Here is a 25,570-nt window from a genome sequence, read left to right as displayed (position 1 = left end):
ATTCGCAACTCCGGGAGGTTAACAATGAGCAAGAATTTGTTTTGCCTGAGTCGTCAGGCGATGACGAGAAAACATGAGCTGTAGGCGGCCACCGCCGACCTGTTGCCACAGCACGGCGGCACGGATGCCTGCCAGCAGCGAAGCGCGTACCTTCGCCTGTACCTGTGGGCTTTGCAATACGGCAGGCGAACCGGTGACCTGAATACGCGGGCCGAGCGGGCTAATTACGTCGACGTAGATACCGGCCATCGCGCTCAGCAGGGTCTCAGACTGGAGGTCAAAGTGGTCGAGCTGGCGCTGTAGCCCGGCGATGCGATCGCCCAGGGTATTCATTGCGCCTTTCGCCGCGTTCAGCTTACGTTCCAGCACCATCAGGCTTAAGGTGTAGCGGGTCAGTTCCGCGTTCAACCCCTGACGTTTGCTGGCGTTGAGCACGCCGAGCAGGGTTTCAAGACCGAGACGAAGATTGGTTTCACTGCCGCCAAAGACGCCCAGCGTGGAGCCTGGGTTAAGATCGATAACGCTGTTGAGTGAAACGTGCAGGGCATCAGCGTCGCAATGACCCTGATGCGCCAGCTGTTGCACCAGACGGGCTGACTGGCAAATTCCCGCCAGCGCCAGGGTGATGTCGTAATAGTTCTTCGCCACACGGTCTCCTTTATGTGTGCAAACGGTTTAAACAGCAGGCAGCGGCAGGCGCTGTTCAATAATCCCACCGCCGAGGCAAATTTCGCCGCTGTAGAAAACAGCAGACTGGCCAGGGGTTACGGCGGAAACCGGCTCGTCGAAACGCACGTCAATGCGATCGTCATCCAGTGCGGTGACGGTGCAAGGGATGTCCGTCTGGCGGTAGCGCGTTTTCACGGTGCAGCGCAGCGTGCCTTTCAGCGGCTCGCGATCGACCCAGTGCAGCTGTTGCGCGATAAGTCCAACGGACATCAGGCGCGGATGGTCGTGACCCTGAGCCACCACCAGAATATTGTTTTCGACATCTTTGTCGACCACGTACCACGGATCTTCGCTGCCCTCTTTGGTGCCGCCGATACCCAGACCTTTACGCTGGCCGAGAGTGTGGTACATCAGCCCCTGGTGCTGACCAATCTCATCACCGTCAACGGTGACGATTTTGCCCGGCTGTGCAGGCAGGTAGCGCCCCAGGAACTCGCGGAATTTACGCTCGCCGATAAAACAGATACCGGTGGAGTCTTTTTTCTTCGCGGTGATCAGATCCAAATCTTCAGCAATCTTACGCACTTCCGGCTTTTCAAGCTCGCCGACCGGGAACAGACTTTGGGCAATCTGTTCATGGCTCAGCGTGTAGAGGAAGTAGCTCTGATCTTTATTGCCATCCAGACCGCGCAGCAGCTGGCTTTTACCATTCACATCCGCGCGACGCACGTAGTGGCCGGTCGCAATGTAGTCTGCGCCCAGATCTTCCGCGGCGAATTCCAGGAAGGCTTTGAATTTGATCTCTTTGTTGCACAGGATATCCGGGTTCGGCGTGCGGCCCGCTTTGTACTCTTCGAGGAAGAGTTCAAAAACGTTGTCCCAGTATTCTGCGGCAAAGTTAACGGTGTGCAGTTCGATGCCGAGCTTATCGCACACGGCCTGCGCATCGGCGAGATCCGCAGCGGCAGTGCAGTATTCCTCGCCATCGTCTTCCTCCCAGTTCTTCATGAACAGGCCCTCCACCTTATAGCCCTGTTGCTGCAACAGGTAGGCGGAAACGGAGGAATCGACACCGCCGGACATGCCGACGATCACTTTTTTCTGGCTGTTATCTGACATGGAATACTCACGACATTGAACTTCAAGGCGGCATATTCTATCACGCCCCCCCACCATTGACACCCTCTGTAAACGGCCAGTTAAATTCTGCAATGACATCCAGCGGCAGGCGAGCCGCAGACTGCCAGCAGCGGATGCTTTCCGCAACCAGCGGCGAGCGCAGGTTTGGCGCGTTCAGGATCTCGTCTGCGGTCACCCACAGGCAGCGATCGATATCGTCGTCGTGCGGTTCAGTGGCGCACGTTTCGTTAAGCTCAACGGCGAATAAAAAGCGCAGGAAAGGTGTCTGGTCAGGCGCTATCCACTGGTGCATACGGATAAAGTGCTGCGGTTCGGCGCGGATACCCGTCTCTTCCCAGAGCTCGCGTTTCGCTGCCTGCAATAAGGTTTCGTTGGCTTCAAGATGCCCGGCTGGCTGATTCCAAAGCGCTTTGCCGTTGATGGTCTCTTCCACCACCAGGAATTTCCCCTGCGCGTGGACCACGCAGGCGACCGTAACATGGGGTTTAAACATCAGTTCTCCTTAGGGGTAACATCCCGCCATTCCCCGTTAGCCAGCGAGTCCAGCGTGTAGCTGCCCATGGCGTAGCGAATGAGTCGCAGGGTAGGGAAGCCCACATGCGCAGTCATGCGCCTGACCTGTCGGTTGCGGCCTTCATAAAGGGTGATTTTAAGCCAGCTGGTGGGAATCGATTTGCGCTCACGAATCGGCGGGTTGCGCGGCCACAGCCACTCGGGTTCATTCACGCGCTCAATACCAGCTGGCAGGGTAGGACCATCGTTCAGCGTTACGCCGTTGCGCAGCTTTGCCAGCGACGCGTCGTCCGGCTCGCCTTCAACCTGCACATAGTAAATTTTTCCGGTACGTTTGCCCGGCTGAGTAAGCCTGGCCTGGAGCACGCCGTCATTGGTAAGCACCAGCAGCCCCTCGCTGTCGCGATCCAGACGCCCGGCCGCGTAGACCCCCTGAACGGGGATAAAATCCTTCAGCGTGCTGCGCCCGGCCTCGTCGGTAAACTGCGGCAATACATCGTAGGGTTTATTGAACAGTATGACCCGCGTTGGCTGGGGTTCTGGCGTTCTTCTGGTGGCTTGTCGTGAGCTGAATCGCTCAACCCGGTGTTTTCTAAAAGAAGTTTTCTTCATGGTATTTTCAGGCGTTATCAATTGCCGCATTATAGCCTAATAACGAAGACCTTTCATGGCGTCGGACAATCAGGTACTATCGGAAGGCTCATTACAATTTATTAACATAAGATCAGTAACAACCAGAAGCGCTCGAAGGAGAGGTTAATGGAAAGCAAAGTAGTTGTTCCGGCGGAAGGTAAAAAGATCACCCTGCAAAACGGCAAGATTAACGTTCCTCACAACCCGATTATCCCGTTCATCGAAGGTGACGGTATCGGTGTAGACGTTACCCCGGCAATGCTGAAAGTGGTTGATGCCGCTGTTGAGAAAGCCTACAAAGGCGAGCGTAAAATTTCCTGGATGGAAATTTACACCGGTGAAAAATCGACTCAAGTTTATGGCCAGGACGTCTGGCTGCCAGCCGAAACGCTGGACCTGATCCGCGACTATCGCGTTGCTATCAAAGGCCCTCTGACCACGCCAGTTGGCGGCGGCATTCGCTCCCTGAACGTGGCGCTGCGTCAGGAACTGGATCTGTATGTGTGTCTGCGTCCGGTGCGTTACTACCAGGGCACTCCAAGCCCGGTTAAGCACCCGGAACTGACCGACATGGTCATCTTCCGTGAAAACTCTGAAGACATCTACGCCGGTATCGAATGGAAAGCGGATTCTGCTGATGCAGAAAAAGTGATTAAATTCCTGCGCGAAGAGATGGGCGTGAAGAAAATTCGCTTCCCTGAGCATTGCGGCATCGGCATCAAGCCGTGCTCCGAAGAAGGGACCAAGCGTCTGGTGCGTGCCGCCATCGAATACGCTATCACCAACGATCGTGACTCTGTGACCCTGGTTCACAAAGGCAATATCATGAAGTTCACCGAAGGCGCGTTCAAAGACTGGGGCTACCAGCTGGCGACCGAAGAGTTCGGCGGTGAACTGATCGACGGCGGCCCATGGCAGAAAATTAAAAACCCGAACACCGGTAAAGAGATCATCATTAAAGATGTGATCGCCGATGCGTTCCTGCAACAGATCCTGCTGCGTCCTGCTGAATATGACGTGATCGCCTGTATGAACCTGAACGGCGACTACATCTCTGATGCGCTGGCAGCGCAGGTCGGTGGTATCGGTATCGCCCCGGGCGCGAACATCGGTGACGAGTGCGCCCTGTTTGAAGCAACTCACGGTACTGCACCGAAATATGCAGGCCAGGACAAAGTCAACCCAGGCTCTATCATTCTGTCCGCAGAGATGATGCTGCGTCATATGGAATGGTTCGAAGCCGCAGACCTGATCGTTAAAGGTATGGAAGGCGCGATTAACGCGAAAACCGTCACCTATGACTTCGAACGTCTGATGGAAGGCGCTAAGCTGCTGAAATGTTCAGAGTTTGGCGACGCGATTATCGCGAACATGTAATCCAATTGCTGGATTAAACAAGAACGGGAGCCGAATGGTTCCCGTTTTTATTATTAGTTTTCTAACAGTTATCAAAATTTTATCAAAACGATTTATCAAAATGAGGTCACTGTGAAGCGCATTCGAATTAAAAAACCAAGATGGATCTTTGTTGTATTGTTTATTCTTTTAATGCTTGCTCCATTTTTTATCAAGAGTATCAATTACATCGATTACTTTGAAGGGAATTTGTTACCGGAATTCACAGGGGTGATTTTAGAATTTATAATCATTCTTTATATTATTGATCATCTCCAAAGGAAAAACGAAAGACAGAATAAAGTAAAAGCAGAAAAACGACTTCGCGAAATGTTTATTTTTTTCTTTAACACATTAAACAAACATGTCCCCGAAAGTTACAGAGTAGGGAAGTTTTATGGGAGTGAGCACGAAAAAAATAGTAAAGAATTAATGTCGTTGAAAGGTTATATTGAAACTCATGGATTAACTGAGAGTGCAATAAAAGATATTCGTATACACTGCAAAAATGACATAGATCTTTTCAATAGCTTTGTTCCAGTGGTTGCGACTTTGGAAGAAAAACATTTAAAGGCATGGATGAGAATTTCATATTATATGAATGCAATAATCACAGAGCGAGAAACAACACAGGATTCAGTCATTAAAATTATTGAAAAAATTCAATCATTTGATGACGAATCCTTTAGCAAAAAGCTCATTGTTGACTAATTCGTACTGTGGTCCAATTTTTTCCTCTATCATCATGGTATCGATCGGTTTGGCTCTGAGTTTTATGACCTAAAAGTATTCTTGTATCGATACCTTGTTCCTTATAGAGTCTTTCAGATAAAGACCTTTGTTCATGAAACGTAGCCGGCGTACCTACTACCCAATTTATTTCTGCTTTATCACGGGCCTTACTAAAATTCATTGTTATTGTGTTCGACCTAACCTGTGCACCTCGTTCTGCCATTGAGGTTGCCCGGAAGAAGTGGATTAGATATGGACTCACTGCATAGTCGCGGCAACGCGCAACTACATCTCTCAAACTCCAGTCAATCGCGTTAAGCTTAAGGGAAAGCGGGATCGCTATCTTGCTCCCCGTCTTCTCCTGAACGATATGAAGATGATCATCCCAAATATCGCTAAACTTCATGTTGGAAATATCCCCGAGGCGCTGACCCGTAACGAGCGCCAATAGCATTGCATTGCCCATATATTGATGGTGGGCATCAGCAATCGCGAAAATCTTTTGCCATTCTTCGAGGTTTAAACGTTGTCGGCTAATTCGCCGACGCGGTTGTTTTGTCGCAAGAGCCGGGTTATAACCCGGCGGTACCTCGCCATAATGTTGGGCTTCCTTGAAAACATCGATTAAAACAGAGCGGATCACCTGGGCCATCCTCGGTTGACCTTCTGCAACATAGGACTCCAGTATCTGTGCAACATCCCGAACATCGACGGATGAAATCAATTTCATTCCCACGCTCTCACGAAGTAGGGCTACTGGTTTAGCCTTTTGCTTATGAGTGTTCGGCTTGATATCACCATTCTCCAGTCTTTCATCCTGAATTTTCCAATAACGATCTAACCACGTATTTGTTGTTATCGCCTTTCCTTTGCTGGAGGCGATCTTGTCACTGATAGCCAAAACCTGCCTAGTGCGCTGTTCAGCTAGTCGCTCATTGGCTTCAATTGCTATCGCTGTTGCTTCGGCCTCGTTAGTTCCAAGGCTATGAAACTTACCTGTAACGGGATGCTTATACCGCCAGTAGATTTTATTTACCTTACGACTGTAGAGCGGATAAAGATTAGGTATCTTGACGTTGTTTTTACGTGGTCGGGCAGCCATCAGACAGTATCCTTTGAAGCATAGGCGAATCAGATTTTTTAATTACGGGCTGGGTTAAATTACCTGTGATCTCGGCATCTTCTCTTACCCGCCAATATCTCCCTTCTTTGGTGGCCGGGGGAGTGAACATGCTCTCTTTTGCGTATCGGCGTAAGGTATTCAGACTTGGGGGATTACTTCGGTATTTTTCCGCAGCCCATTCTTCTAAAGTCAGCATTTGAAGCATGTGATTTACCTCATAATGGCCCATATTCGGGCCATATTCTGAAATTAAAAAATCAGTGTTCAGTCAGACGCTGCCAGATTGCTGACACGTATTTGACCTGATGAAGCGCATCCGAAATAGCCTTGTGTGGTTCTCCTTCAAATGGGATCTCATAGCGAGGCTTGCACCCAACGGTTTTACCCAACTCAACAATGGTTCTTACATCCCGGTTATTCCAGAACTTCCATGGGCAGGGGATCCCCGCCCGGTCATAAGATGCTTCAAGCAGGACATTGTCATAAGTGGCACCATTCCCCCATACCTGTACAGAATCAGGGCCGTTTGCCGCATTCTCGGATATAAAATCATTTAGCTGCAGTAAGGCATCATCTAGCGGAATAGCATCATCCATCACTAACTCAGAACGAGCCTCAGGCGAAGCTTTAAGCCAGAATATTATGGTAGATGCATCCGGAACCCCGCCGCTGGCCATGGAAGATTCTAGGCTAATCACTTTGTAAAATTCCGAACCGGTATCACCTGTAGATGGATCAAAGAACACGGCCCCGATAGATACGACTGGTGAATCAGCTTTTTTACCAAAAGCTTCAATGTCGATCATAAGGTGTGTATAGAGCATTTCAGGCTCGGTATGATTATGATGACCGGAATCATTATTTATGGCAGTTGTGCTGCTATAAGTTTCAGTAGTGCTTGCGCTTGAGATAGTTTCTTCCGTGCCTTCTGATAACGCAGCACCGTCCGGGGTTTCATCATTGTCAGTTTCTTCCATCTGCACATTATCAACGTACTCCGCCGCGGTATTTTGTTGGTCGATTACAGCGTTGCTGGTGGCCAGCCCTTCAATAGAAAAAAGACCATTACCAACTTTTTCGAGAACCGGCTGCGTGTCGCCGTCGACCTGAGTCCCCTCATTCTGGTCGCCAGTTTCAACAGCAGAGTCATTAGTTACCTCGTTTGTCCAGCTCACCTCAGGGTTATGGCGCGCAGCCGCAAGAGTTTCGTCTGATGGAGCAGAATGATCGCTTTCAGTCAGGTTCGCGTTAATGAATCCGCTGAGACGTGCTGGATACAGGTAATGCTCTGGGTGAGCGCTGCGGATAAGTGCAAAGATAGCTGCACGCGAGTAATCCAAAACTCCCGGAGTTGCACGAAGAGCTTTAGACCATTCTTTGAATGGACTTTCTTTTTTACTCACGATCTCTTTTGCCCGACGGAAAACACCACCAGGGATATCATAAATGTTGAAATCCATTGGTAACGTGGCCAGCGCAATCTCTAAATCGAGAGTGTCTAGATCATGTTTAAGGTCAGGGTTTCTGTCGGTCTTGTTGCCTCCGCCAGCATTCGTACCGCTTTCAGTACGCTGTATTTCTGCAACGCGACTGCCTTTGGCCCATTCTTTTACCAGCAGGCCGCGGTCAATGTAATCAGTCGCCGCCCAGATTCTGGTGAATCGGAGAACCAAAGCGAGTTCGTGACGCTTTTCCTGCCCGAACACCTTGCGAATGGCCTCGGTATAGCGCCACAGGTCTTTGGTGTTGTAACCCTTAACCTGTTCGCAGTTTTCTGCCGCCAGCAACAGGTTCTGGACATAGCTATTGTCAGTGTCCATCTCAAGCGCGCTGATACCTTCGTATTCTTCGCGGGTTAAGTGGTGGCGCAGTTCGTCGGCGGTGAACTGGGCGAGTAGCTGCTTGCGGAAGGGCATACGAACGACAGGATAACGTGTGGTTTCGTCATCATTCTCGTCAATCTGGATAGCGTTAACAGGTTCAAAACCCTGACCTGCTATAACGCCAGTGTCGCTGGTGCTTTCAGATTTCAGAAGGGGAAATTTGCCGCTGCGCCAGTCTTCCACTAATTGGTTGCGAGCGCTGGCATCTGCTTTAGCCCAGTCAGCCATGAATGCAGCGATATCTTCAGTTTCGTGCGTTTCATCTGGCGCGAATACCTGCTTAATCGCCTGAACGAGTTTCCACTCAGCGTTCAGGCTGAGTTCGGCAACTTCAGGGATGTCGCTCTTCGCCAGCAGCAGGTTCTGAAGATAGGTGTTACCTTCATCCAGTGACATTTCGCTGGCAGCCAGCTGCTGCTCTTTTGTGATGTGTGATTGATACTTGTCGCTGGTCAGGTGAACGGCAAAACGTACTGCTGGAGTGCGGTTTTCAAGCGGGACACTCTTTTCAACTGTAGTGGTCGCTTCCGGAGCAGCAGTGTTGTTGTCCACGGCTCCAGTAGACTCAGCACCAGCATTTGGCAGCCAGGTGCGTCCATCGTCCTGGAGTACGTAGCGTTTGCACCAGGTGTAATCCACTGTGCTTTCTTCCGGCAGGTCGTTGTAAACAGGGAAATCGGTACGGACAGGCTTGCTATAATCCTTGCCCCGGCCGGTTTCAATGCCAGCATCTTCCAGCTCTACATCCAACTGCAAATTGGCTCGTGCTTCTGATTTAGCCGTGAACCAGATAACGGCATCTTCTTTGCCGGATTTCTGCGTTGCCTTGATTAAATGAAAGAATTCCATATCGGGTCCTTAATTTTGGTTGTAAGATACCCGCAGCTAGTGATTGCCGCCTTGGGTAGTGGTCATTGGTCAAAACTCGATTCCGGAAAGCTTTGGTCGGCTGACCGGGTACTTAACCCGCCTTGCGCGGGTTTTGTGCTTTTAGGGGGCTGGTAACAGCCATTGGTCATAACTCGATTAAAATTTGAAAGCAGGCTGTTGGTCTCCAGCCGGTTTATATGGGTAACACTCTCCTTTAATGTGCTGCTCTTTGGCAGCTGCATCACAGCCAGATTCGGTTTGGTATACACCGAGCATGATGTCTGAGCATTCCCCGGTGAGGGCACAGACGGTAACGATCAGAGCAAATAACGAGCTCATACTTTTAGCTCTGGATTGCCTTTTTGGGCCAGTAAGTAGCAAAGCTTACGAACCAGAACTTCAAACAGATTTAAGCGTACGGCTTGGCAGCCAGCTCTTTTGCGTGCGAAATCGATCATGGTTAACTCCTGTGTGCCTTTAACGCCAGGCTGGCGGAACGGTAAACCTGCTGCGCGATTGTCTTGCCATCTCATCCGGTGTTTCGTATGCCACCGGCAGCTACTTCGTGGGCGTCCTGCCTTGATGACTGATTTTCTAAAATCAGGCTACAAATAAATATACCATAGGTCAAGCTGAAATTGATAAATAACATACCAGCAATGTTTTGTCTTATCAGTTTTTGGAGGGTGTACGCGCAAAAAAAGCCGCTTATAGCGGCCTTTAACGATACATTTTGAAGGTTATGGCTGAGGATCTATTTTTCTTTTACGTAAAAATTCCGCCATAAACGCATCGAGCTCTTCAAGCCGGGTTTTGGCTAAGGAAATGAATCTATCCTGCTCGGCTTCCGGAAGTTGATCAAAAACTTCTAATAGTGCTGATTGGTGGGGGGTTAAAACTGTTTTACTCTGCGTTAGAGAAGCAACGTGCTGCTCTTCTTCATCAGTCATGAAAAACCAATAAAGAGGCTTTCCAAGGGCTTCAGGCAAGAGAACCAGTTTCTCCTTGCGCGGGAAAATCCCTGAGTTACACCAATGGCTAACGGTTTGCGAGTTGACGCCTATCCGGCGCCCCAGTTCAGATTGAGAAATGCCTGCCTCATCAATAGCTCTTTGCAAACGTTCTTCAAAGTTCATTTTCAGTTCCAAATCTAACCAGTTGTCCAGCATACAAAGTTTCTTTTCAAATGTGGCCAGTTAAATTTCTTGACATTGATAAGTAAATTATCAATTATGTGGTACGGAATTTAGGAGGCTCAATGAACCATAACATTCAAAAGAAGATTATTTCTCTGTGTGGCAGCCAATCAGAGCTGGCTCGCCGCTTAGGTAAAAACTCGCAGACTGTATCTGTCTGGTTTCGTACTCAGGTAGCTAGCACAGAGGTTTTAAACGCATGCAGAGCTTTGGATTGGGAAGTCACCCCGCATGAATTACGTCCAGACCTCTATCCCAACGCAACAGATGGTTTACCTCAGAAGGAGGCTTAATCATGCAGTCAGCTACATATCAACATCATAACCAACGCTTGGCCGGACCGCTGAAAACTCAAAATCAATTTATGGCGCATCGGCGAGACAGCTTTAAGCACCGTTCAATACAGGTTGCAGTTCGAGAGTGGGAATCAACTTTGCCCGGTCAGGCGCAGGAAAAAATCGCTCAGCTGGTGGCTGAGCAGTGGGCGAAGGAAGGGGGCCGCGGCATCGCGGTCAATAAGCAGAATTTATTCCGCTATCTGAAAAATGAAGGAGGGTCGGAGAAATATACTGCTTACGTTATGCAGCTGTCGGGCGCAATCCTCGCAGCTATGCCTATTGAGATAGCCAGAAAGCATGGACTCAGTAACGCCAGAACGGAAGCTGAGCTGGTGGCGAATGCAATCAAAGAATGCAGTGAGGCGCATCAAGCTAAGTTGCTGGGCGTCCCCCTTCAAAAGCTTGAAAAAGAAATTCGTGAAGCGGCAATCGCTTTGTTCAACATGTTACCTGCTGACGCGGCGGGACCACTACTGGCGAGCATCAGCGCCGTAGCGCCGCAATTTTTTTAATCGAGTTTTGAGCAATAACCATTACGTACCGGGAAACCGGACAAGGGAGTAACCATGGCAGCTCTGCCTTACATGCAACTTTACATTGCTGATTACCTGGCGGACACCATGCATCTGTCTACAGAAGAGCATGGCGCATACCTGCTGCTGATGTTCAATTATTGGCAAACAGGTCGCCCGATCCCCAAAAACCGCCTCTCGAAAATAGCACGGCTAAGCAACGACCGTTGGGATGCCGTTGAGCCATCGTTGAAAGAATTTTTTAACGACACTGGCACCGAATGGGTGCAGGAGAGAATTGAGCGGGATCTGGAGGCTGTGAAAAATTCAATCAGTCAAAAGTCGGCTGCAGGTAAAGCGTCCGCCCAGGCCAGAAAGGCCAAAAAAGGAGCAAACACCCAACAAAACAGTAACGAGCGTTCAACGGGTGTTAATGCTCCGTTTGAACAGAGCAGCAACGGCAACTCAACTAATAAAGATACAGATACAGATACAGATACAGATACAGATCTAAAAGAGAAACAAGAGAGAGAGTTAAGCGCGCAAGAATCATTTTTGCCACCAATCGGCAAATTCCCGATTACCGATGACTGGATGCCGAGTGATGACTTTGTCGGGCAAGCCGCACAGTGGGGAATTAATCTCGGTGACCGCCCTGGTTATACCCCAGTGGAACTTCAGCAGTTCCGCGATTACTGGAAGTGCGAAGGGAAGGTAAAACACCACCTGCAGTGGGAACAGACTTTCGCCTCGAGCCTGAAAACATCCCGAGCCAAAACCTTAACCTCTGGGGCATCTTCTCGCCGTCAGGCAGGCTTTGGCATTTCACAACCAGACACTGAGATCCCACCGGGATTCAGGGGGTAACTATGAAATCGACGCACGAATTGCTTGGTCGTCTCCGCAATATCATGCCTGCAGGTGTCCAGCCGAAGTTTACCAGCAGTCAGGAATTGATGGCCTGGCAGCAGGAAGAAGGTCGGAAGCGTGCAGTAGAGCTGGAAAAACTAAATCAGCGGGCGCGAGCGGAGAGGATATTTGGGCGTTCAGGGATATGCGATCTGCATAAGGGGTGCACTTTCTCGAATTATCAGGTCAGCAACGACGGGCAAAAGCATGCCCTCACCATGGCAAAGAGCTATGCCCATAACTTCGGGTCTGGTTTCACTAGTTTCATTTTCAGTGGGAGTTGCGGGACGGGGAAAAATCATCTTGCTGCAGCAATCGGAAATTACCTGTTGCAACGTGATCACTCCGTTCTGGTGGTTACAGTACTTGACCTGATGTTGCGCGCTCGTAAGTGCTATGACGAGGGGCAATCAGAGTCCGCGCTGCTGGATGACCTTTGCAAAGTAGATTTACTGGTTCTTGATGAAGTCGGCGTCCAAAGAGAAACGCGAAACGAATGGGTTCTACTCAATCAAATTATTGATCGTCGTATGGCGGCGATGAAACCAGTGGGCGTCCTGACTAACCTGAATTTTGATGAATTATCGAAGACTCTTGGTGAGCGGGTAATGGACCGCTTAACCATGGATAACGGTATCTGGGTGAACTTTGCCTGGGGAAGTTATCGAAAAAACGTGACCCATTTACGGGTTGTTAAGTAATCAAATCGAGTATTGACCAATGACCAAAACATTAACCCAAAAAGAGCAGGTGGCGGTGTTTGTGCGCTACCAACCGAACTGCGCAGTTGGCGATGTGTCCGAAGCGCTGGATATGGCTGGAGGGACGGCGGGCAGACTTCTGCGCGAGCTGAGTGACGAAGGCGTGATCATTCGCTTACGTGACAGCGTTCAGTACACATACAGGGCGGCACCGCACGCAGATATTCCAGACGTAATCCTTCCGTGCATGTTGGAGAAAAGCGATCCGGTCAGGATGCAGGCTGCCGAGCAGAAAGCGAAGGAGCTAGAACAGAAGGGGCTTTGGCGAAGAGCAGCAGCAGTGTATTCGGACATGTTTGGTATAGCCGGGAGCGCTGTTGAAGTAGCCCGTATTGCCAAACGCCGTAAAGACTGTCTGCGCCAGGCGGAGAGGGCTTGAGAATGGCCAGCGATAACCTTTGGATAATTATTCGCGCCATCCAGCAGGGCGGCGAGATCACCCCGCGTCAAGTTCGCCAGTTGCTGGGCTGCGATAGCAAAAAGGCCTGTCGCCTGCTGGAGCATCTCGTTTCTGTTGGCGCCGTGAATAATATCGGTAAGCGACACCACCCAGTGTACGTGATGCAGCCAGGCGGGGAAACATGCATTAAGCCATTACCGGTGGTTCGCAAGAAGTCCGGTATCACCGAAGTTTGCCGCCAGAACTGGCAAGGCTATATGATTCACAAAATTTTCGGGAGCGCGCGAGTATGAGCAATTTATTTAGCATCATCGACAAACGCGCGATAAGGGAAGCAGCAGCTAACACAAAAATTGCCGGAGATGCGAGGATGGCACGAAACTAAATTGGTGATATAAAAGACTGTGATATGTCACGGAGAAAGTTATGAAAATAAACCATCAATACCTCAAGGATTTACTAATAGCTTTCGAGGAAACTCAAGGCCCTGACACAATGCTAAGTGAGCTTGGTGAATCAGGGTTTCACCAAGATGACTCGGATTTTATTTTCCATATGCGTTTGCTTTATGACAATGGGCTGATTGTTAGGACTGATGGGAAATCTGGGTTTGGGCACGAGATGTCCAGAGCTTTGGGAGAAGGGGTTAGCTATTACTGGCTTGATACTCCGCTCAGGCTGACGGCAAGAGGGCATGATTTTATCGCTGACTTGCGTCAGAAAGAGGTATGGCAAACCATAAAAACAAATTTTAAAGATGAAGGAATAAGCACACTAATGGGCCTATCAAAATCACTGGCGATGGGTTTTGCCAAGAAGAAAGTTAAAGACCTGACTGGCCTGGACATTGAGTGAAGAAATCCTCGTAACCTCAAAAGTTTGATATATCTCTAAGCCCGCTGCGTGCGGGCGTTTTCTCGCCAATGGTAAAAAATACTCTAAGAAACATAGCAGTAGCCTTCGCAAAAAGTGCTCTTAAAGGATTGATCATTTTCTCAGATGAGTATACTGTTTATTTATCCAGTGCATCTTCGAAGGGGAATTTATGAAAATCGAAGTCACCATCGACCGTACCAAAAAGCTACCCGACGGTGCTATTCCGGCACTTGAGCAGGAGCTTCTGAAGCGAATCACACAGAGCTACACTGACTGCAAACTGGTCGTTCGCCGGGCCGGTTCTGACGGGTTAAACATTGTTGGCGGAGAAAATACGGACAAAAAGCGTTTTGAAGAAATCCTGCAGGAAACCTGGGAGAGCGCTGACGAGTGGTTTTATAAAGACAGCATGCAATAAATTTCCAGTGTGGAGGGGGACTGGTGAAACAAAAAGAAGAATTATCGAGCAAAGGTTACGCGGTCATCAGATGCCACGATGGGGTTATCGTTGCAAGACTGCACTCATTTCCTGAGAGTGAACGAGCGTTAATGTACAGACGTGGTGATGAAGTATCCTTCATGTCGTTACAGGATGATGAGATGGTTGGAACAACGACACTCTTTACACAGATGCTTGAGCGTGCTGGTTATAAAATCAATTTGTTTGATAGAAAATAAAGGTTACTCAATACTACAATTCCTAGCACCATAAACTACATGAATTTATTGTGATATGTTTGCTATACTTCCTTGAAAAATTTAGTAACATATAATCTTCAGGAGGGTGAAATTAAGTGACTAAACAGAATGGTACCAAAGTTGCTACAGAAGAAAACATAAATACTGGAGATAATCCAGTCTGCGGCGTGATAATGCCTATTGCGAAAACAGAAGGGTATAATGACAACCATTGGGCAGATGTGTATGGTATTTTATGTGAAGTTGCTTCAGATGCAGGATTCAGCCCGAACCTTGTGAGTTTTGATGATGATGTTGGAATAATTCATAAAAGAATTGTACACAACATATACTCCAACCCTATTGTTATTTGTGATATTAGCAGCCGAAATGCTAATGTCATGCTTGAGCTAGGTATGAGATTAGCATTCGATAAACCAACGATAATAGTCAAAGATAATAAAACTCCATATAGTTTCGACATTGCAGCAATTGAGCACCTCGAATATCCGTCTGATTTGAGATATCAGCTTATAAATGAATTTAAAATTAACTTAAAAAAGAAAATTATTGAGACATATAAACGTTCAACCAATGACCCAGATTATACAACTTTTTTAAAGCATTTTGGGACGTTCAAAGTTGCAAAACTTGATGAAAGAGAAGTGACTGGCAGCGAGTTTTTGGTTGCTGAACTAAGGGATTTGAAAGAGCTTGTTTTAAACTCAATTGCGATGACAAGTAAAGTCAATTCTGAAACAGTATCACTTAAAAAACGTGCATTAGGTCAATCTGCTTTTGAGACATATGCATTCACTTTCGAAGATAGACTCCCGGAGTCGTTGGATTTATACGAAATAAATATGCTCTTAAAAAATCTAGGACTCAATATTGCTTCTCTTAGAAGAGGCGTTAATGGTAAGGCACTCTTTGTAGAATATCTTCCTTCACTAGGAACACCATCATTTGCAGAGATGTCTGATAAATTAAATGAATATTTAAATAACATTAAGTCTTAAGGGGATTAGATTTTTGTATCAAGTAATTCTTATGGTTCTAAAAGTTGTGTTATGATGTAGAAGTTAGCCTGAACAACTAATAACCTGCTGCGCCACTGGAGAGATACCATGGCGCAAACAACAAACCAGATTAAATCCTCACTGACCCTTCAAAGGGCCAGCAATTTTCTTTTGATGTCACTCCTGCAGGAGGCAGCATGAAGAAAAGCTGGTTCACTCACACCGGGCTGACAACCGAAGAAGCCAATGAGCTGGTGGCGCGCTATAAGTCTAAAGGTGTTCCTGTCGAGAAGAGTCTCGATATTGACCCTCGCCTTTGGATAGTCAGCGCACTTCTGCCGCAGCAAAAATCCGCACCTAAGACGCAGCAAAGTATGCGTTCACGGGCATGGGGGTGATTGTGACTGCCTACAACATCCTCCCGATGGGAAAGCCGCGCATGACGCGTGCAGATAAATGGAAGAAGCGCCCGGAAGTTATGCGTTATCGGGCTTTCTGCGACCATGTCCGGCTCCTGGGTGTCACTATGCCCGAATCTAATTCACACATTACCTTCATTCTTCCAATGCCAAAAAGCTGGAGTAAGAAGAAGCGCCAGCAGTTTGATGGTAAGCCACACCAGAGTAAACCTGACTTCGATAACCTAGTTAAAGCACTCTCCGATGCCATTTATGAAGATGACGCTCATATCTGGGATGCACGGATTACGAAGCTATGGGGTGAAGTCGGTCAGATAATTATCAGGAATATCGACTGATGCGCGCGCTCCTTCAACCTGTAATCGCCAGAGAGCTTGGTGTCGTGCTGTTAAAGCCCGGCAGCGAACTTATGAGCTTATTTGGTGGTGGTAGAGTGCTGATTGAGCGACAGCCAGATAGCATGGCTCATCTGGAAACGGGTCGCGTTCCTGATGCCCGCCAGCCTCTCGGTGATGATAAATCGCTACGCACTTTCTTTCTGAATGACAAAGTGATTCATGCCGCTGGCGGGACTAGTGGTCTGGATTACTGGTTGCTGCGATACGCTGGTGGACGGTGCCAGTACGAGCATAGTGATTACCACTATCACGAACTAACTATTATGCACCATGAGCCTGGCTCCATCCTGCTTTGTGGCTATTGCGATAACCACTTGCGAGAGCAGCGTACCGAAGCACTGGCAGAGTTGGCACGCAGAAATGTAATTGCCTTTGTTTTGGATTCTGTCCGCATTCAACTTTGCCTGGACAAAAGCCGGGAGATCTCACTTGCAGAGCTCTGCTGGTGGGCTGTTCGTAAAGAAGTTACGGATGCACTTCCAGAATCATGCGTTCGTGAAGCTCTTCGTCTGCGTGAAGAAAGTCCAATTGGACGAGAAAGTGACATAATTCCCGAAGTACCGGCCACCAGCATCCTTGAGAAATTAGTGTCAGCCGTTGACCTGCCTGAAGCGCTGACAGAACCGCTGGTGGGCGTGATGGTGGATCCAGTTCCTCCTCAGTCTTTCATGCGTCGACCAAAGCGTCTGCGCTGGGAAAGTCGCGATTATCTGAATTGGGTGAAAACACAGCCCTGCGAATGCTGCCAGCAGCAATCAGACGACCCGCATCACTTAATCGGATGGGGGCAGGGTGGCATGGCAACAAAAGCGCACGACATCTTCTCCATTCCACTTTGCCGAAAACATCATACCGAACTGCATAACGACCGCCTGGCATTCGAGCGCAAATATGGCTCGCAGTTGGAAATGATCATTAGAGTGCTGGACCGGGCCTACGCGCTCGGCGTTCTGGCGTAAGGAGCTAATTAGGATGACACCACGTCAATGCCGTAATCATATTGAAGCCCTGGGCAAAGCAGCTTCTGCGCCACGCAAAAGCTGGTTAGGTAAAAGCATGCTCCTGACCAGTATTCAATCCGCATGGATTAAGTCTCTACTGACAACATGGGGAGACGGGGTAAGCGGTGGAACTGCGCCGCGCTTGCCTCGCTCTCATGCGTGCTGGGATGTTCTTAAGGGCGGGCGATGGTCGGACAAGGCATTGTCTCGCTTTACAGCTGCACTAGAACAAGCGCGAGCAGAGGGATTCAGAGGGCCGCAGGCGCTAAATCGTGCTCACGCCATTTTGTGGCCACAGCCCAATATCAGCATCATCGATGAAGCTATACGTGATGATGATGTCGATTTTGTCGAGCAGTCGGTGCTGCAGGCGCTTGATGTTAATGACCCGGTGTATATCGTTGGTCTCCAGTATTATACCACACGCAAAAAAATCTCAGACATTACGCGGGAGTTACAGTCGATCGCACCGTGGCTAACGGATTGGGAAGCCAGGAAACGTGTTCGCTGGTGCCTGGAAATCTTCAGGGCGAAGGTCTTTTTATCTACGCGGAAACTTCTGGCTGAGCAGAATTGAATTATTGCTCTTTAGCTTTTCGTGCTTAATTTCGATTTTAGCATTGAAAACGAGCCAGGAATTTTGATAATTCATTCATGCTTGGCAGAGCTGCGCCGCGATGGCAGCGAACATAAGCGACAATTTGAACATAACGAGAGCCCCGCCAGTCGGGGCTTTTGCTTTACGGCGATACGACAGGGGTATTCGCGAGGTGCATTGCATCAATACCCCTGTCATATCGTCGTTCTGTATACACATCTTTTACAACTCAGGTGCACCCTCCGTAAGTAGGATAGGGTAAACTAAGCATTCGTCGCGTTTCGCTTGTTGAGGTGTCTATGCTTTCATTGGAAGAGATTGGCCAATCAGTTAGAAATAATATCCAGTTGATTTTGGATAATATTCAGCTTCCCTTAGCCGTCGGCCCAATCAGCGATGATGACTATAAAATTCTTTGTGGTGGCTTTGGACAGTTAGAGTGGGATTATGCGCTTGCTACTCATGGTAACGATCCGAGCAAATTTGAGCTATGTATTAAGTTTGTAGCACATGGTGCAGTACAAGGTGTACCAGATGGTGCCGCTTTGTGTGTGTTCGACACAGAAAGCCATACATTCAACATTCATATGATTGAACGTTTTACTCGCGATGATGAACCTCATCCACTTAACGGACGTATGGTTCTGATTACGCTGATGAGCGCATACATGTTCTGTAAAGCGGTCGAGTGTGAAGAAATTCGTATCATTGAACCTGTTTCTGAACTGCTTGCTTACTATTCTTCTTTCGGCTTTGTTCTGGATAGAAGCGGGTATGTTATGGTCTGTGAAACAACCACAATCGAAGCTGTTTTCCTCAAATTCGCACAATTAGGGTAGACGGGATCCCTTTACACATTGTAGGATTACCTTCCAAATTTACCTTTCAGGTAAACGTAACCATCAAACTATCTTGACGGACGTTTTGATGACACCAATCGGCCAGAACGATTGGTAAAGGATAGCCACGGTGCTACCTTTATTATGAAAGAAGAGGCACACGAGTCTCAGAGGTAATCATGAAAACTCAAAAAGCGACCAAGCCACAAGTAAAATTCGACACAATGAAAGCATTCGCAGGTATGGGTGCTGCTGTTGAAGTGCTGATGAAGGCTGCTCCTAACGCGTTCACTGACGCCACTGTTTCCGGAAAGGAAAAGCAGGGTAAGCAGCGCCATCGCAAAGCAGCATAACCATAGCTGGTGCTTTTTGAAAAACCCGCCTCGCGCGGGTTTTTTTGTGCCTGATGCAAAGACTTCTTGCTGGCTTTACCAACCAGAGTTATCTGTATGTCACACTCTTCCAGACAGGAAAAAGACATGCAAAATCAGCCATATATGACTGCTGAAGCAAAGGCGGTCTTAAACGAATTAAGCGCGTCACCAGCGACAGTTGGGGAAATTGCGCAGAATACTCACCTTAGCCGTGAAAAATGCCAGCTCATACTTACGCAGCTGGCAATGGCGGGGTTATCAGATTATCAATTCGGCTGTTACAAACGCCTCCAGTGATGGGGGCTTTTTTTTGTGGAATGGGCGGCTGGTGGGTGTTGTAGCACCCGGCCAGCCATTTGCTCATGTAGAAGGTCACAAGCGAACCAAGGCCCACCGCTTTAGCGCTAAAGCATGTTGAGCCTACCAGAGACCCGCTTACTGATCTATGAAAAATACTGTAAAAATATCCAGCTCTCAATTGGTAAACACCGATTGCCTTCAGTATCTTGCTCATCTTCCAGATGACTCAGTAGACCTCATTGTTACCGACCCACCATATTTCAAGGTGAAGCCGAATGGCTGGGATAACCAGTGGACGGCGACGCAGATTATCTTCGCTGGCTTGATATGTGCCTTGCCCAATTCTGGCGAGTCCTTAAGCCTGCCGGCAGCTTGTATTTATTCTCTGGGCACCGACTTGCATCGGACATTGAGATCATGATGCGTGAACGCTTCAACGTCATGAACCACATTATCTGGGCGAAGCCATCAGGGCGCTGGAACGGATGCAATAAGGAAAGCCTGCGCTCTTACTTCCCCGCGACTGAACGCATCCTTTTCGCTGAGCATTATCAGGGGCCATATAAGCCGAAAAGCGACGGGTATGCTGAGAAAAGCAACGAGGTCAAACAGCACGTCATGGCCCCGTTAATCACCTACTTTCGGGATGCAAGAGCTGAACTGGGTGTCACGTCCAGGCAAATAGCTGACGCCACCGGAAAGAAAAATATGGCGTCCCACTGGTTCGGGGCCAGTCAGTGGCAACTACCGAACCAGCAGGATTATGAAAAGCTGCAGGAATTGTTCACTCAGACCGCCATTGAGAAGCACCGCGCCTCTGAACTCAAAGCACCGCATCACCAGCTGGTGGCCACGTGGCATTCGTTGAACCGCAAATACCTTGATTTGCTGAAAGAGTACAAATCTCTTCGGCGGCATTTCTCTGTGACAGTAGCCGTGCCCTATACCGACGTCTGGACCCATAAACCCGTCCAGTTCTATCCAGGTAAACACCCGTGCGAAAAACCCGCTGATATGTTGCGGCAAATCATCAACGCCAGCAGCAGGCCCGGCGATGTGGTAGCTGATTTCTTTATGGGCTCGGGATCAACAGTTAAAGCAGCCATTGAACTGGGCCGCCATGCTATCGGCGTAGAACTGGAAGAGGAACGTTTCAACCAGACGGTAAGTGAGGTAAGGCAGCTGGCAGGGGAATAAAAGCTTGGGTCGCTATCGCGGCCCTTTTTATTACCTCAACAGGACACCCGCAACGTAGCGAGGTGAGAGCATGTATCGAATGGACAAAATAACTACTGGCATTTCCTACGGCGCATCGGGAGGAAGTGCTATTTACTGGTTTAGAAGACTTCTTGATGGTTACTCCCCCGAACAGTGGGCGGCTATAGGTGTGATCGGTAGTTTACTGTTCGGCTTGCTCACCTTTCTCACTAACCTCTATTTCCAAATCAAAGCAGACCGTCGAAGAGCTGCGCGAGGTAAATGATGTCTAATAAATCGAAACTCAGCGCAGCAGTGCTGGCACTAATCGCATCAGGTGCATCTGCGCCACTCATTTTCGACCAGTTTATCAGAGAGAAAGAAGGCAATGCGCTGGTGGCCGTAGTTGATCCGGGTGGGGTCTGGTCTTTATGTCACGGCGTGACCGTCATCGATGGCAGGCGTGTTGTTAAAGGCATGACGGCCACAAATGAGCAATGCCGGAAAGTTAACTCTATTGAACGCGATAAGGCATTAGCCTGGGTTGATCGCAATATCAAAGTGCCTCTGACAGAGCCGCAGAAGGTCGGTATAGCATCCTTCTGCCCGTACAACATTGGCCCGGGTAAATGTTTCCCTTCGACCTTCTATAAGCGGATCAACGCAGGTGACCGTAAAGGGGCATGCGAAGCAATCCGCTGGTGGATTAAGGACGGTGGACGTGATTGCCGCCTGACTAAAGGCCAAAAGAATGGCTGTTATGGGCAGGTTGAGCGTCGTGAACAGGAAAGTGCGTTGACGTGCTGGGGGCTCGACCAATGAAAATTAATCCGGCTCTTATCTGCGTTGTCGTTATTGCTGGCCTTTCGGTCGCTCTCGCTAAGAGTTGCTCAAACGCCAGTAGCCTCCAGAGCGATAACGACGTTCTGCGAAGTGACAACGCTTTGCAGGGGCAGGTGATTGCTACACAGGCATTCAACTTCAATCGATTCAATCAGGTTGCAGAACAAGCCAACAGGCTTAACTCCCTGGTCGACACCAGCACCGAAGAAACCGTAATCGAATACCGGGAGATTCTCCGCCGTGAAAAAACCTGTGATTTGCCTGTTCCTGCTGACATTGCTGGTGGGCTGCTCGAATACGCGCACAGTTTACGTGCCAGCGCCATGTACACCGATACCGGCAGACCTAACCAAGCCGATGATCGTACCGCTGCCGCCAGCTCAATGACCTATTGCCAGGCTGTCCTGTGGATTAAGCCGCTGCTGGCAGTTATTGAGAAAGGTAACAATAACTTTGCTGGTGTTCGTGAGATTGAGTTTCAGCGTCAATCCAGTTCACTGACCTGGAATCAATAATGCTGATTCTGTTTATCCTCCTAGCTATATGGCTCGATAGCTGCGGGGAAGAGGGCTGGCCCGATGTTAGCCCGTCTATTTCTCAGCTGGTGATCCTGAGAGAGCGTCTGGTGCATAGCAAGGGGCTATGTTGAGAAAAGAGCCGAGAGCATTACAGCAGGCATTCCTTGAGTACCTGCGATAATGCCTTACTCATCAGACCTGCTTCACTCGCTTAGCACTCAAGGCAGCGCTTAATATCCGAAAAAATCAACTTTGATGGGATGCTCGCTATCGGAAGTTAGATACCTACCAGGGTAGAATAACCTCCTTAAATCATGGAGGCTTTATGTTGCAGGCGATTTTGGGAGCAAGTTGGGCAAACATCTGGGCATCGATTTCGGCAATTTTTACATTATTGGCAGTTATTGTTGCTGGGTTGGCACTGTTACGTTGGAAAAAACAAGATGAGTTGAAGGCTAAGATGGCTTTTAAACAAGCTATTGCAGATTACCTTTACGCCTTACTCCTTCTTCCTGATGACTTAAGTGATGAGAAGGCATACGCCGATTATTACGACTTAAGGATGAGTTTGATTTCAAAATTTAATCAATGCCGTAATACTTTTCTTTATTGCGAAGGTTTGCTTGATAAGGAGACCGATGTTCTGGCTCACTGGAATAATATTTACTCGCATCATTCATCTTTTCTTAAAGGAGAGGACGGTAGCACTGTTCTGCATAATGCGTGTGACAGCATTCTGAAGATAAGATTCGTCTTTAAGTGAAAGCCGGGTTTCCCCGGCTCTGCTTCAGAACATATCCATCTGCGGTGTAGCACGGGGATCGTATTCATCAACAGCAATCCCCAGTTTATGCGTTTACCAGGGTAGAATAATCTACTTAACTCAAGGAGGTTTTCATGTGGCAAACAATCTACGCTTGGCCGTGGGCAACAATTTGGGCTGCAATATCTGCAATATTTACAGCTGCAACCGTAGGTATTGCGTTTTGCGCGATGAAAGAATGGAAAAAACAGGAGCAGTTTAAGGCGAAGGTAAATTTTAAATCAGCCGTCGCCAAATACGCCTATTGCCTGGTTGCGCTTCCAAGCCATTTGAGCCCTCCGGGAACCACAAGGGATAATCCAGCGAAGATTGATGAGCTGACTGATTTATTGGCTGAAGCCGCTTTTGCTTGGTTTAGCTTGGAGGGTTCGTTGGTGGACAATAAGCATGTGACGGAATCTTGGCTTTTCATCAATGACAATCATATTCGATATGTGGATGGCGAGATTTCCTATCATGAAATTCATACGCACTGCGCTAATATAGTCACCAAGCCAATTAACAAGAAGTAAGCCGGGTTTTCCCGGCTTTGCTTTAGAACATATCCAACTGCGGTGTGGCGTGGGGATTGTACTCATCAACAGCAATTCCCAACTCCTTTCTGAACCACCGCGCGACCAACTGTCGATGGCAAAACTCTCCCGGCGGCTCCCAGCACAGCAGTACAGGCTCACATCTTGCCAACAGATGCAGCTCATTCCAGGTCTGTTCCGGATTCAGCTTCGCCAGTATCTCGTGCTCATAGAGTTCGATATAGCGGGAAACTGAAACCGAGTTAAACCATTCCCCCGGCGCCAGCTTCTTAAACGTGTGATAACTCGCGTGGGGGGGGCGCGTCGCGTACCGGGCAATGCTGATTCCGCCTACAAGGACCAGCTCGATCAGTTTTTAACGTTGCTTAGATACCATAGTGCGAACCTCATAAGGGGGTAACTCAGTAGTGGATTGTTTAATTCATTGTTTTTTTAAATAAAAAAATAATGAGGTTAGGAAAACTTAAGTCCAATTAAAGCCAAAATCGCAGGTATAGCTTTGGCGGCGATTGTAAAAATCACATGGAACTTAGTTTTTTCTTTTAGCTTACTCAAGTCGTATCCAATCCATATGACAGCGAAGGCTATACCAATCCACGCTAAAGAAACTTTTAAATTATTTTCTTCCAACAGCGCAGCATTAAGCGCGGCGGCGTAGGGAATGCTGAAAATAAAGGCAATCATTAGCACCATGCATGTTTTGTTGTCACTTGGATGATGCGGTTTTTTCTGTGATGTAATTGCGAAGGTGCTGAGTTGCTGATTAGTTGTCATATGTATATACCTTAAAAGATTTAAGCAAAGTATAATAAATGAATTAGCTGGTATTTATTACCTCCAATTAATAGTAGGGTGCTAGCGAAGGAAGGTGCGAGTTAGATGAATGAACCATGAAACTACCAACTTAAACCCTTAATTTGTGGAGGTGAACTTAATAAAATTCAGTTCATGTTGGATGTGGTTAATATGTGGGCTTTATAATGTATAATTTTTAGCTTGATCTCATTTTTATAAGTTGGGATTGCAAGTCATCATGGTTCTTATAACTCGCCAATGTAATTAAGTGGGGGAATTATTAAGCATGAATGACAACATTTATAATGGAGTGAGGTTAATGCTCAAACTCATCAATATTAAGACAATTAGCTATGCCCCCTCGTATTAAAAGACCTTGTCGCCATATGGGGTGCTCAGCGGTAGTGAATGATTCATTTGGCTACTGTGATCTCCATCAAAAACATGCCAGTGAAGGATGGCGCAACTATCAGAACGGTAAAAGCCGACAAGAGCGTGGTTATGGGCGTCCCTGGGAAGTCAGGCGTGCACGTATCCTTCTGCGAGATAAACATATATGCCAGGAGTGTCGACGCTCTGGCATCGCAACACGTGCAAATACCGTCGACCATATCCTTGCCAAGGCTCACGGAGGAACGGACGATGATTTCAATCTGGAGGCATTGTGTTGGCCATGCCATCGAGCCAAGACTGCAAGGGAGCGTCTCCGGTGAAACTCGGCCGGTCAGCGCATGGGGAGGGGGGGATCAAATCCTTAACCCCTTTCGCTTTTAAGGACTGCCGCTCCCGGTAGTTTTTTACGCGTGAGAAATAAGAATTTTTTTTTGATGATTTTTGAGGTGTTTCGCTATGAGTACCGGAGTGAGATCGCCGGGGGGAGGTCGTAAGCCGAAGAGGACCGGAACGCAGGTCAGCTCTCTGACTCGTGCAGTTTCACCGCCAGATGAACTGCTGGGTGAGATGGCGATCGATGCCTGGAAACGAACCTGCAAAATTCTGATAAATCGTGGTTCGTTTGAAATGGAGGACTGCTATCTACTGATGGAATATTGCAATACGGTGCAACTCCTTTACGACGCGAACCAGGAAATAAAAGCTGATGGGATTGGGGATGAAACTGCTGCCGGTGGGCAGAAAATGGGAGCCGCAGTAAAGGCGCGGGATAAGTATATCTCACAGCTTATCCGTCTTAGCGTAGTTCTGAAACTTGATCCCAATAGTAGAGCCAGAAAACGCACGCCGGGCGAAGAAAGTAAATCCGGGAATGAATTTGACGAATTTTGAT

The 25,570-nt window shown here is 48.2% G+C and carries 37 protein-coding genes and 1 pseudogene; 27 read left to right on the top strand and 11 right to left on the bottom strand.

Annotated elements, in window-relative coordinates; genetic code table 11:
- Positions 1 to 18: 18 nt before the first annotated feature.
- The 4 genes from hflD to rluE are packed head-to-tail and all read right to left on the bottom strand — an operon-like array spanning position 19 to position 2,964.
- Positions 19 to 648, bottom strand: a complete 630-nt coding sequence (gene hflD / locus AC4OVS_RS13795; protein ID WP_491922501.1) for a high frequency lysogenization protein HflD — start codon at positions 646 to 648, stop codon at positions 19 to 21.
- A gap of 27 nt (positions 649 to 675) precedes the next feature.
- Positions 676 to 1,788: a tRNA 2-thiouridine(34) synthase MnmA gene (gene mnmA / locus AC4OVS_RS13790; RefSeq protein WP_032103856.1), complete on the bottom strand. Its 1,113-nt coding sequence runs from the start codon at positions 1,786 to 1,788 to the stop codon at positions 676 to 678.
- A gap of 40 nt (positions 1,789 to 1,828) precedes the next feature.
- The gene (locus AC4OVS_RS13785) at positions 1,829 to 2,302 is read right to left on the bottom strand and encodes an NUDIX hydrolase (RefSeq protein ID WP_045623090.1); all 474 of its coding nucleotides are present in this window, start codon (positions 2,300 to 2,302) and stop codon (positions 1,829 to 1,831) included.
- Positions 2,302 to 2,964, bottom strand: a complete 663-nt coding sequence (rluE, locus tag AC4OVS_RS13780) for a 23S rRNA pseudouridine(2457) synthase RluE (RefSeq protein ID WP_062932503.1) — start codon at positions 2,962 to 2,964, stop codon at positions 2,302 to 2,304. Before rluE ends, AC4OVS_RS13785 begins: the two co-directional genes overlap by 1 nt.
- A 117-nt stretch (positions 2,965 to 3,081) precedes the next feature.
- On the opposite strand from rluE, the gene icd reads away from it, so the two are divergent.
- Positions 3,082 to 4,332, top strand: coding sequence for an NADP-dependent isocitrate dehydrogenase (icd, locus tag AC4OVS_RS13775; RefSeq protein ID WP_003857898.1), 1,251 nt, complete (start codon positions 3,082 to 3,084; stop codon positions 4,330 to 4,332).
- Between the two features lie 111 nt (positions 4,333 to 4,443).
- Positions 4,444 to 5,061, top strand: coding sequence for a hypothetical protein (locus AC4OVS_RS13770; RefSeq protein WP_063136147.1), 618 nt, complete (start codon positions 4,444 to 4,446; stop codon positions 5,059 to 5,061).
- Here the strand turns inward: AC4OVS_RS13770 and AC4OVS_RS13765 are convergent.
- The 6 genes from AC4OVS_RS13765 to AC4OVS_RS13740 form a co-directional block, all read right to left on the bottom strand.
- On the bottom strand, positions 5,048 to 6,184 hold the full coding sequence (locus tag AC4OVS_RS13765; RefSeq protein WP_126495638.1) for a site-specific integrase: 1,137 nt from the start codon (positions 6,182 to 6,184) through the stop codon (positions 5,048 to 5,050). The genes AC4OVS_RS13770 and AC4OVS_RS13765 overlap by 14 nt on opposite strands.
- Positions 6,165 to 6,410 (bottom strand): excisionase, encoded by a 246-nt coding sequence (locus AC4OVS_RS13760; protein ID WP_071785721.1) that lies wholly within the window; start codon positions 6,408 to 6,410, stop codon positions 6,165 to 6,167. The genes AC4OVS_RS13765 and AC4OVS_RS13760 overlap by 20 nt, the downstream gene beginning before the upstream one ends.
- 52 nt (positions 6,411 to 6,462) lie before the next feature.
- Positions 6,463 to 8,937, bottom strand: a complete 2,475-nt coding sequence (locus AC4OVS_RS13755; RefSeq protein WP_491922500.1) for a 3'-5' exonuclease — start codon at positions 8,935 to 8,937, stop codon at positions 6,463 to 6,465.
- A gap of 177 nt (positions 8,938 to 9,114) precedes the next feature.
- On the bottom strand, positions 9,115 to 9,297 hold the full coding sequence (locus AC4OVS_RS13750; RefSeq protein WP_069597476.1) for a DUF1482 family protein: 183 nt from the start codon (positions 9,295 to 9,297) through the stop codon (positions 9,115 to 9,117).
- Entirely contained in the window at positions 9,294 to 9,416 is a 123-nt protein-coding gene (locus tag AC4OVS_RS13745; RefSeq protein ID WP_257393914.1) for a hypothetical protein, read from the bottom strand. The genes AC4OVS_RS13750 and AC4OVS_RS13745 overlap by 4 nt, the downstream gene beginning before the upstream one ends.
- Before the next feature lie 282 nt (positions 9,417 to 9,698).
- A complete protein-coding gene (locus tag AC4OVS_RS13740) occupies positions 9,699 to 10,127 on the bottom strand; it encodes a helix-turn-helix domain-containing protein (RefSeq protein WP_081329663.1) in 429 nt (142 codons plus the stop codon).
- Between the two features lie 89 nt (positions 10,128 to 10,216).
- On the opposite strand from AC4OVS_RS13740, the gene AC4OVS_RS13735 reads away from it, so the two are divergent.
- The 23 genes and pseudogenes from AC4OVS_RS13735 (at position 10,217) to AC4OVS_RS13625 (ending at position 23,469) form a co-directional block, all read left to right on the top strand.
- A complete protein-coding gene (locus AC4OVS_RS13735; protein ID WP_081329664.1) occupies positions 10,217 to 10,447 on the top strand; it encodes a transcriptional regulator in 231 nt (76 codons plus the stop codon).
- Positions 10,448 to 10,449: 2 nt separating this feature from the next.
- Positions 10,450 to 11,004 carry a toxin YdaT family protein gene (locus AC4OVS_RS13730; protein ID WP_069597477.1) on the top strand — a complete coding sequence of 185 codons (555 nt, stop codon included), beginning with the start codon at positions 10,450 to 10,452 and terminating at the stop codon, positions 11,002 to 11,004.
- 54 nt (positions 11,005 to 11,058) lie between these two features.
- Complete coding sequence (locus AC4OVS_RS13725) at positions 11,059 to 11,871, top strand: DUF1376 domain-containing protein (RefSeq protein WP_491922499.1); 813 nt, start codon at positions 11,059 to 11,061, stop codon at positions 11,869 to 11,871.
- Between the two features lie 2 nt (positions 11,872 to 11,873).
- Complete coding sequence (locus tag AC4OVS_RS13720) at positions 11,874 to 12,614, top strand: ATP-binding protein (RefSeq protein ID WP_491922498.1); 741 nt, start codon at positions 11,874 to 11,876, stop codon at positions 12,612 to 12,614.
- Positions 12,615 to 12,633: 19 nt separating this feature from the next.
- Entirely contained in the window at positions 12,634 to 13,053 is a 420-nt protein-coding gene (locus tag AC4OVS_RS13715) for a PerC family transcriptional regulator (protein ID WP_126495635.1), read from the top strand.
- A gap of 2 nt (positions 13,054 to 13,055) precedes the next feature.
- A complete protein-coding gene (locus tag AC4OVS_RS13710) occupies positions 13,056 to 13,367 on the top strand; it encodes a hypothetical protein (protein WP_126495634.1) in 312 nt (103 codons plus the stop codon).
- 133 nt (positions 13,368 to 13,500) lie between these two features.
- Positions 13,501 to 13,929: a DUF2513 domain-containing protein gene (locus AC4OVS_RS13705; protein ID WP_063158480.1), complete on the top strand. Its 429-nt coding sequence runs from the start codon at positions 13,501 to 13,503 to the stop codon at positions 13,927 to 13,929.
- Positions 13,930 to 14,119: 190 nt separating this feature from the next.
- Complete coding sequence (locus AC4OVS_RS13700; RefSeq protein WP_126495633.1) at positions 14,120 to 14,368, top strand: DinI-like family protein; 249 nt, start codon at positions 14,120 to 14,122, stop codon at positions 14,366 to 14,368.
- A gap of 23 nt (positions 14,369 to 14,391) precedes the next feature.
- A complete protein-coding gene (locus AC4OVS_RS13695; RefSeq protein WP_072203945.1) occupies positions 14,392 to 14,628 on the top strand; it encodes a hypothetical protein in 237 nt (78 codons plus the stop codon).
- Between the two features lie 116 nt (positions 14,629 to 14,744).
- Entirely contained in the window at positions 14,745 to 15,647 is a 903-nt protein-coding gene (locus AC4OVS_RS13690) for a hypothetical protein (protein WP_126495632.1), read from the top strand.
- Positions 15,648 to 15,844: 197 nt separating this feature from the next.
- Positions 15,845 to 16,045 (top strand): hypothetical protein, encoded by a 201-nt coding sequence (locus AC4OVS_RS13685; RefSeq protein ID WP_063162725.1) that lies wholly within the window; start codon positions 15,845 to 15,847, stop codon positions 16,043 to 16,045.
- The gene (locus AC4OVS_RS13680; RefSeq protein ID WP_023315842.1) at positions 16,036 to 16,404 is read left to right on the top strand and encodes a RusA family crossover junction endodeoxyribonuclease; all 369 of its coding nucleotides are present in this window, start codon (positions 16,036 to 16,038) and stop codon (positions 16,402 to 16,404) included. Before AC4OVS_RS13685 ends, AC4OVS_RS13680 begins: the two co-directional genes overlap by 10 nt.
- Positions 16,404 to 17,423 carry a DUF968 domain-containing protein gene (locus AC4OVS_RS13675; RefSeq protein ID WP_491922497.1) on the top strand — a complete coding sequence of 340 codons (1,020 nt, stop codon included), beginning with the start codon at positions 16,404 to 16,406 and terminating at the stop codon, positions 17,421 to 17,423. Before AC4OVS_RS13680 ends, AC4OVS_RS13675 begins: the two co-directional genes overlap by 1 nt.
- Before the next feature lie 13 nt (positions 17,424 to 17,436).
- Positions 17,437 to 18,042: a hypothetical protein gene (locus tag AC4OVS_RS13670; RefSeq protein ID WP_075606883.1), complete on the top strand. Its 606-nt coding sequence runs from the start codon at positions 17,437 to 17,439 to the stop codon at positions 18,040 to 18,042.
- A gap of 320 nt (positions 18,043 to 18,362) precedes the next feature.
- Positions 18,363 to 18,902, top strand: coding sequence for a hypothetical protein (locus tag AC4OVS_RS13665; RefSeq protein WP_126495630.1), 540 nt, complete (start codon positions 18,363 to 18,365; stop codon positions 18,900 to 18,902).
- A gap of 179 nt (positions 18,903 to 19,081) precedes the next feature.
- Positions 19,082 to 19,255 (top strand): hypothetical protein, encoded by a 174-nt coding sequence (locus AC4OVS_RS13660; RefSeq protein WP_010433095.1) that lies wholly within the window; start codon positions 19,082 to 19,084, stop codon positions 19,253 to 19,255.
- 126 nt (positions 19,256 to 19,381) lie between these two features.
- Positions 19,382 to 19,573 (top strand): DprA-like winged helix domain-containing protein, encoded by a 192-nt coding sequence (locus AC4OVS_RS13655; RefSeq protein ID WP_010433097.1) that lies wholly within the window; start codon positions 19,382 to 19,384, stop codon positions 19,571 to 19,573.
- Between the two features lie 148 nt (positions 19,574 to 19,721).
- Positions 19,722 to 20,773 (top strand): annotated as a pseudogene (locus AC4OVS_RS13650) (DNA-methyltransferase).
- A 70-nt stretch (positions 20,774 to 20,843) separates the two neighbouring features.
- Entirely contained in the window at positions 20,844 to 21,059 is a 216-nt protein-coding gene (locus tag AC4OVS_RS13645; RefSeq protein ID WP_010433101.1) for a class II holin family protein, read from the top strand.
- Positions 21,059 to 21,595 carry a lysozyme gene (locus AC4OVS_RS13640; RefSeq protein WP_126495640.1) on the top strand — a complete coding sequence of 179 codons (537 nt, stop codon included), beginning with the start codon at positions 21,059 to 21,061 and terminating at the stop codon, positions 21,593 to 21,595. The genes AC4OVS_RS13645 and AC4OVS_RS13640 overlap by 1 nt, the downstream gene beginning before the upstream one ends.
- Positions 21,592 to 22,131, top strand: coding sequence for a hypothetical protein (locus AC4OVS_RS13635; protein ID WP_075606887.1), 540 nt, complete (start codon positions 21,592 to 21,594; stop codon positions 22,129 to 22,131). Before AC4OVS_RS13640 ends, AC4OVS_RS13635 begins: the two co-directional genes overlap by 4 nt.
- A gap of 328 nt (positions 22,132 to 22,459) precedes the next feature.
- Entirely contained in the window at positions 22,460 to 22,897 is a 438-nt protein-coding gene (locus AC4OVS_RS13630; protein WP_075606888.1) for a hypothetical protein, read from the top strand.
- A 134-nt stretch (positions 22,898 to 23,031) separates the two neighbouring features.
- Entirely contained in the window at positions 23,032 to 23,469 is a 438-nt protein-coding gene (locus AC4OVS_RS13625; protein WP_052686676.1) for a hypothetical protein, read from the top strand.
- Between the two features lie 474 nt (positions 23,470 to 23,943).
- On the opposite strand, the gene AC4OVS_RS13620 is transcribed toward AC4OVS_RS13625, so the two are convergent.
- Positions 23,944 to 24,264 carry a hypothetical protein gene (locus AC4OVS_RS13620; protein WP_045351067.1) on the bottom strand — a complete coding sequence of 107 codons (321 nt, stop codon included), beginning with the start codon at positions 24,262 to 24,264 and terminating at the stop codon, positions 23,944 to 23,946.
- A 374-nt stretch (positions 24,265 to 24,638) separates the two neighbouring features.
- Here AC4OVS_RS13620 and AC4OVS_RS13615 point away from each other — a divergent pair, with 374 nt between their 5' ends.
- Both AC4OVS_RS13615 and AC4OVS_RS13610 read left to right on the top strand, forming a co-directional pair.
- On the top strand, positions 24,639 to 24,998 hold the full coding sequence (locus tag AC4OVS_RS13615) for an HNH endonuclease (protein ID WP_075606889.1): 360 nt from the start codon (positions 24,639 to 24,641) through the stop codon (positions 24,996 to 24,998).
- A gap of 136 nt (positions 24,999 to 25,134) precedes the next feature.
- Positions 25,135 to 25,569, top strand: a complete 435-nt coding sequence (locus AC4OVS_RS13610) for a P27 family phage terminase small subunit (protein WP_047364315.1) — start codon at positions 25,135 to 25,137, stop codon at positions 25,567 to 25,569.
- The last annotated feature ends 1 nt before the right edge of the window (position 25,570 follow it).

The sequence above is a fragment of the Enterobacter sp. 4974935 genome (genome assembly GCF_058661735.1).
Note: the sequence above shows the minus strand (reverse complement) of the source record. Positions and strands in the feature narration are given on the sequence as shown.

Excerpts from the sequence above, each read along its gene's own strand:
- mnmA (WP_032103856.1), bottom strand. The coding sequence starts at position 1,788 with ATGTCAGATAACAGCCAGAAAAAAGTGATCGTCGGCATGTCCGGCGGT.
- AC4OVS_RS13785 (WP_045623090.1), bottom strand. The coding sequence starts at position 2,302 with ATGTTTAAACCCCATGTTACGGTCGCCTGCGTGGTCCACGCGCAGGGG.
- rluE (WP_062932503.1), bottom strand. The coding sequence starts at position 2,964 with ATGCGGCAATTGATAACGCCTGAAAATACCATGAAGAAAACTTCTTTT.
- icd (WP_003857898.1), top strand. The coding sequence starts at position 3,082 with ATGGAAAGCAAAGTAGTTGTTCCGGCGGAAGGTAAAAAGATCACCCTG.
- AC4OVS_RS13765 (WP_126495638.1), bottom strand. The coding sequence starts at position 6,184 with ATGGCTGCCCGACCACGTAAAAACAACGTCAAGATACCTAATCTTTAT.
- AC4OVS_RS13760 (WP_071785721.1), bottom strand. The coding sequence starts at position 6,410 with ATGCTTCAAATGCTGACTTTAGAAGAATGGGCTGCGGAAAAATACCGA.
- AC4OVS_RS13755 (WP_491922500.1), bottom strand. The coding sequence starts at position 8,937 with ATGGAATTCTTTCATTTAATCAAGGCAACGCAGAAATCCGGCAAAGAA.
- AC4OVS_RS13750 (WP_069597476.1), bottom strand. The coding sequence starts at position 9,297 with ATGAGCTCGTTATTTGCTCTGATCGTTACCGTCTGTGCCCTCACCGGG.
- AC4OVS_RS13745 (WP_257393914.1), bottom strand. The coding sequence starts at position 9,416 with ATGATCGATTTCGCACGCAAAAGAGCTGGCTGCCAAGCCGTACGCTTA.
- AC4OVS_RS13740 (WP_081329663.1), bottom strand. The coding sequence starts at position 10,127 with ATGCTGGACAACTGGTTAGATTTGGAACTGAAAATGAACTTTGAAGAA.
- AC4OVS_RS13735 (WP_081329664.1), top strand. The coding sequence starts at position 10,217 with ATGAACCATAACATTCAAAAGAAGATTATTTCTCTGTGTGGCAGCCAA.
- AC4OVS_RS13730 (WP_069597477.1), top strand. The coding sequence starts at position 10,450 with ATGCAGTCAGCTACATATCAACATCATAACCAACGCTTGGCCGGACCG.
- AC4OVS_RS13725 (WP_491922499.1), top strand. The coding sequence starts at position 11,059 with ATGGCAGCTCTGCCTTACATGCAACTTTACATTGCTGATTACCTGGCG.
- AC4OVS_RS13720 (WP_491922498.1), top strand. The coding sequence starts at position 11,874 with ATGAAATCGACGCACGAATTGCTTGGTCGTCTCCGCAATATCATGCCT.
- AC4OVS_RS13715 (WP_126495635.1), top strand. The coding sequence starts at position 12,634 with ATGACCAAAACATTAACCCAAAAAGAGCAGGTGGCGGTGTTTGTGCGC.
- AC4OVS_RS13710 (WP_126495634.1), top strand. The coding sequence starts at position 13,056 with ATGGCCAGCGATAACCTTTGGATAATTATTCGCGCCATCCAGCAGGGC.
- AC4OVS_RS13705 (WP_063158480.1), top strand. The coding sequence starts at position 13,501 with ATGAAAATAAACCATCAATACCTCAAGGATTTACTAATAGCTTTCGAG.
- AC4OVS_RS13700 (WP_126495633.1), top strand. The coding sequence starts at position 14,120 with ATGAAAATCGAAGTCACCATCGACCGTACCAAAAAGCTACCCGACGGT.
- AC4OVS_RS13685 (WP_063162725.1), top strand. The coding sequence starts at position 15,845 with ATGAAGAAAAGCTGGTTCACTCACACCGGGCTGACAACCGAAGAAGCC.
- AC4OVS_RS13680 (WP_023315842.1), top strand. The coding sequence starts at position 16,036 with ATGGGGGTGATTGTGACTGCCTACAACATCCTCCCGATGGGAAAGCCG.
- AC4OVS_RS13675 (WP_491922497.1), top strand. The coding sequence starts at position 16,404 with ATGCGCGCGCTCCTTCAACCTGTAATCGCCAGAGAGCTTGGTGTCGTG.
- AC4OVS_RS13670 (WP_075606883.1), top strand. The coding sequence starts at position 17,437 with ATGACACCACGTCAATGCCGTAATCATATTGAAGCCCTGGGCAAAGCA.
- AC4OVS_RS13665 (WP_126495630.1), top strand. The coding sequence starts at position 18,363 with ATGCTTTCATTGGAAGAGATTGGCCAATCAGTTAGAAATAATATCCAG.
- AC4OVS_RS13660 (WP_010433095.1), top strand. The coding sequence starts at position 19,082 with ATGAAAACTCAAAAAGCGACCAAGCCACAAGTAAAATTCGACACAATG.
- AC4OVS_RS13655 (WP_010433097.1), top strand. The coding sequence starts at position 19,382 with ATGCAAAATCAGCCATATATGACTGCTGAAGCAAAGGCGGTCTTAAAC.
- AC4OVS_RS13645 (WP_010433101.1), top strand. The coding sequence starts at position 20,844 with ATGTATCGAATGGACAAAATAACTACTGGCATTTCCTACGGCGCATCG.
- AC4OVS_RS13640 (WP_126495640.1), top strand. The coding sequence starts at position 21,059 with ATGTCTAATAAATCGAAACTCAGCGCAGCAGTGCTGGCACTAATCGCA.
- AC4OVS_RS13635 (WP_075606887.1), top strand. The coding sequence starts at position 21,592 with ATGAAAATTAATCCGGCTCTTATCTGCGTTGTCGTTATTGCTGGCCTT.
- AC4OVS_RS13630 (WP_075606888.1), top strand. The coding sequence starts at position 22,460 with ATGTTGCAGGCGATTTTGGGAGCAAGTTGGGCAAACATCTGGGCATCG.
- AC4OVS_RS13625 (WP_052686676.1), top strand. The coding sequence starts at position 23,032 with ATGTGGCAAACAATCTACGCTTGGCCGTGGGCAACAATTTGGGCTGCA.
- AC4OVS_RS13620 (WP_045351067.1), bottom strand. The coding sequence starts at position 24,264 with ATGACAACTAATCAGCAACTCAGCACCTTCGCAATTACATCACAGAAA.
- AC4OVS_RS13615 (WP_075606889.1), top strand. The coding sequence starts at position 24,639 with ATGCCCCCTCGTATTAAAAGACCTTGTCGCCATATGGGGTGCTCAGCG.
- AC4OVS_RS13610 (WP_047364315.1), top strand. The coding sequence starts at position 25,135 with ATGAGTACCGGAGTGAGATCGCCGGGGGGAGGTCGTAAGCCGAAGAGG.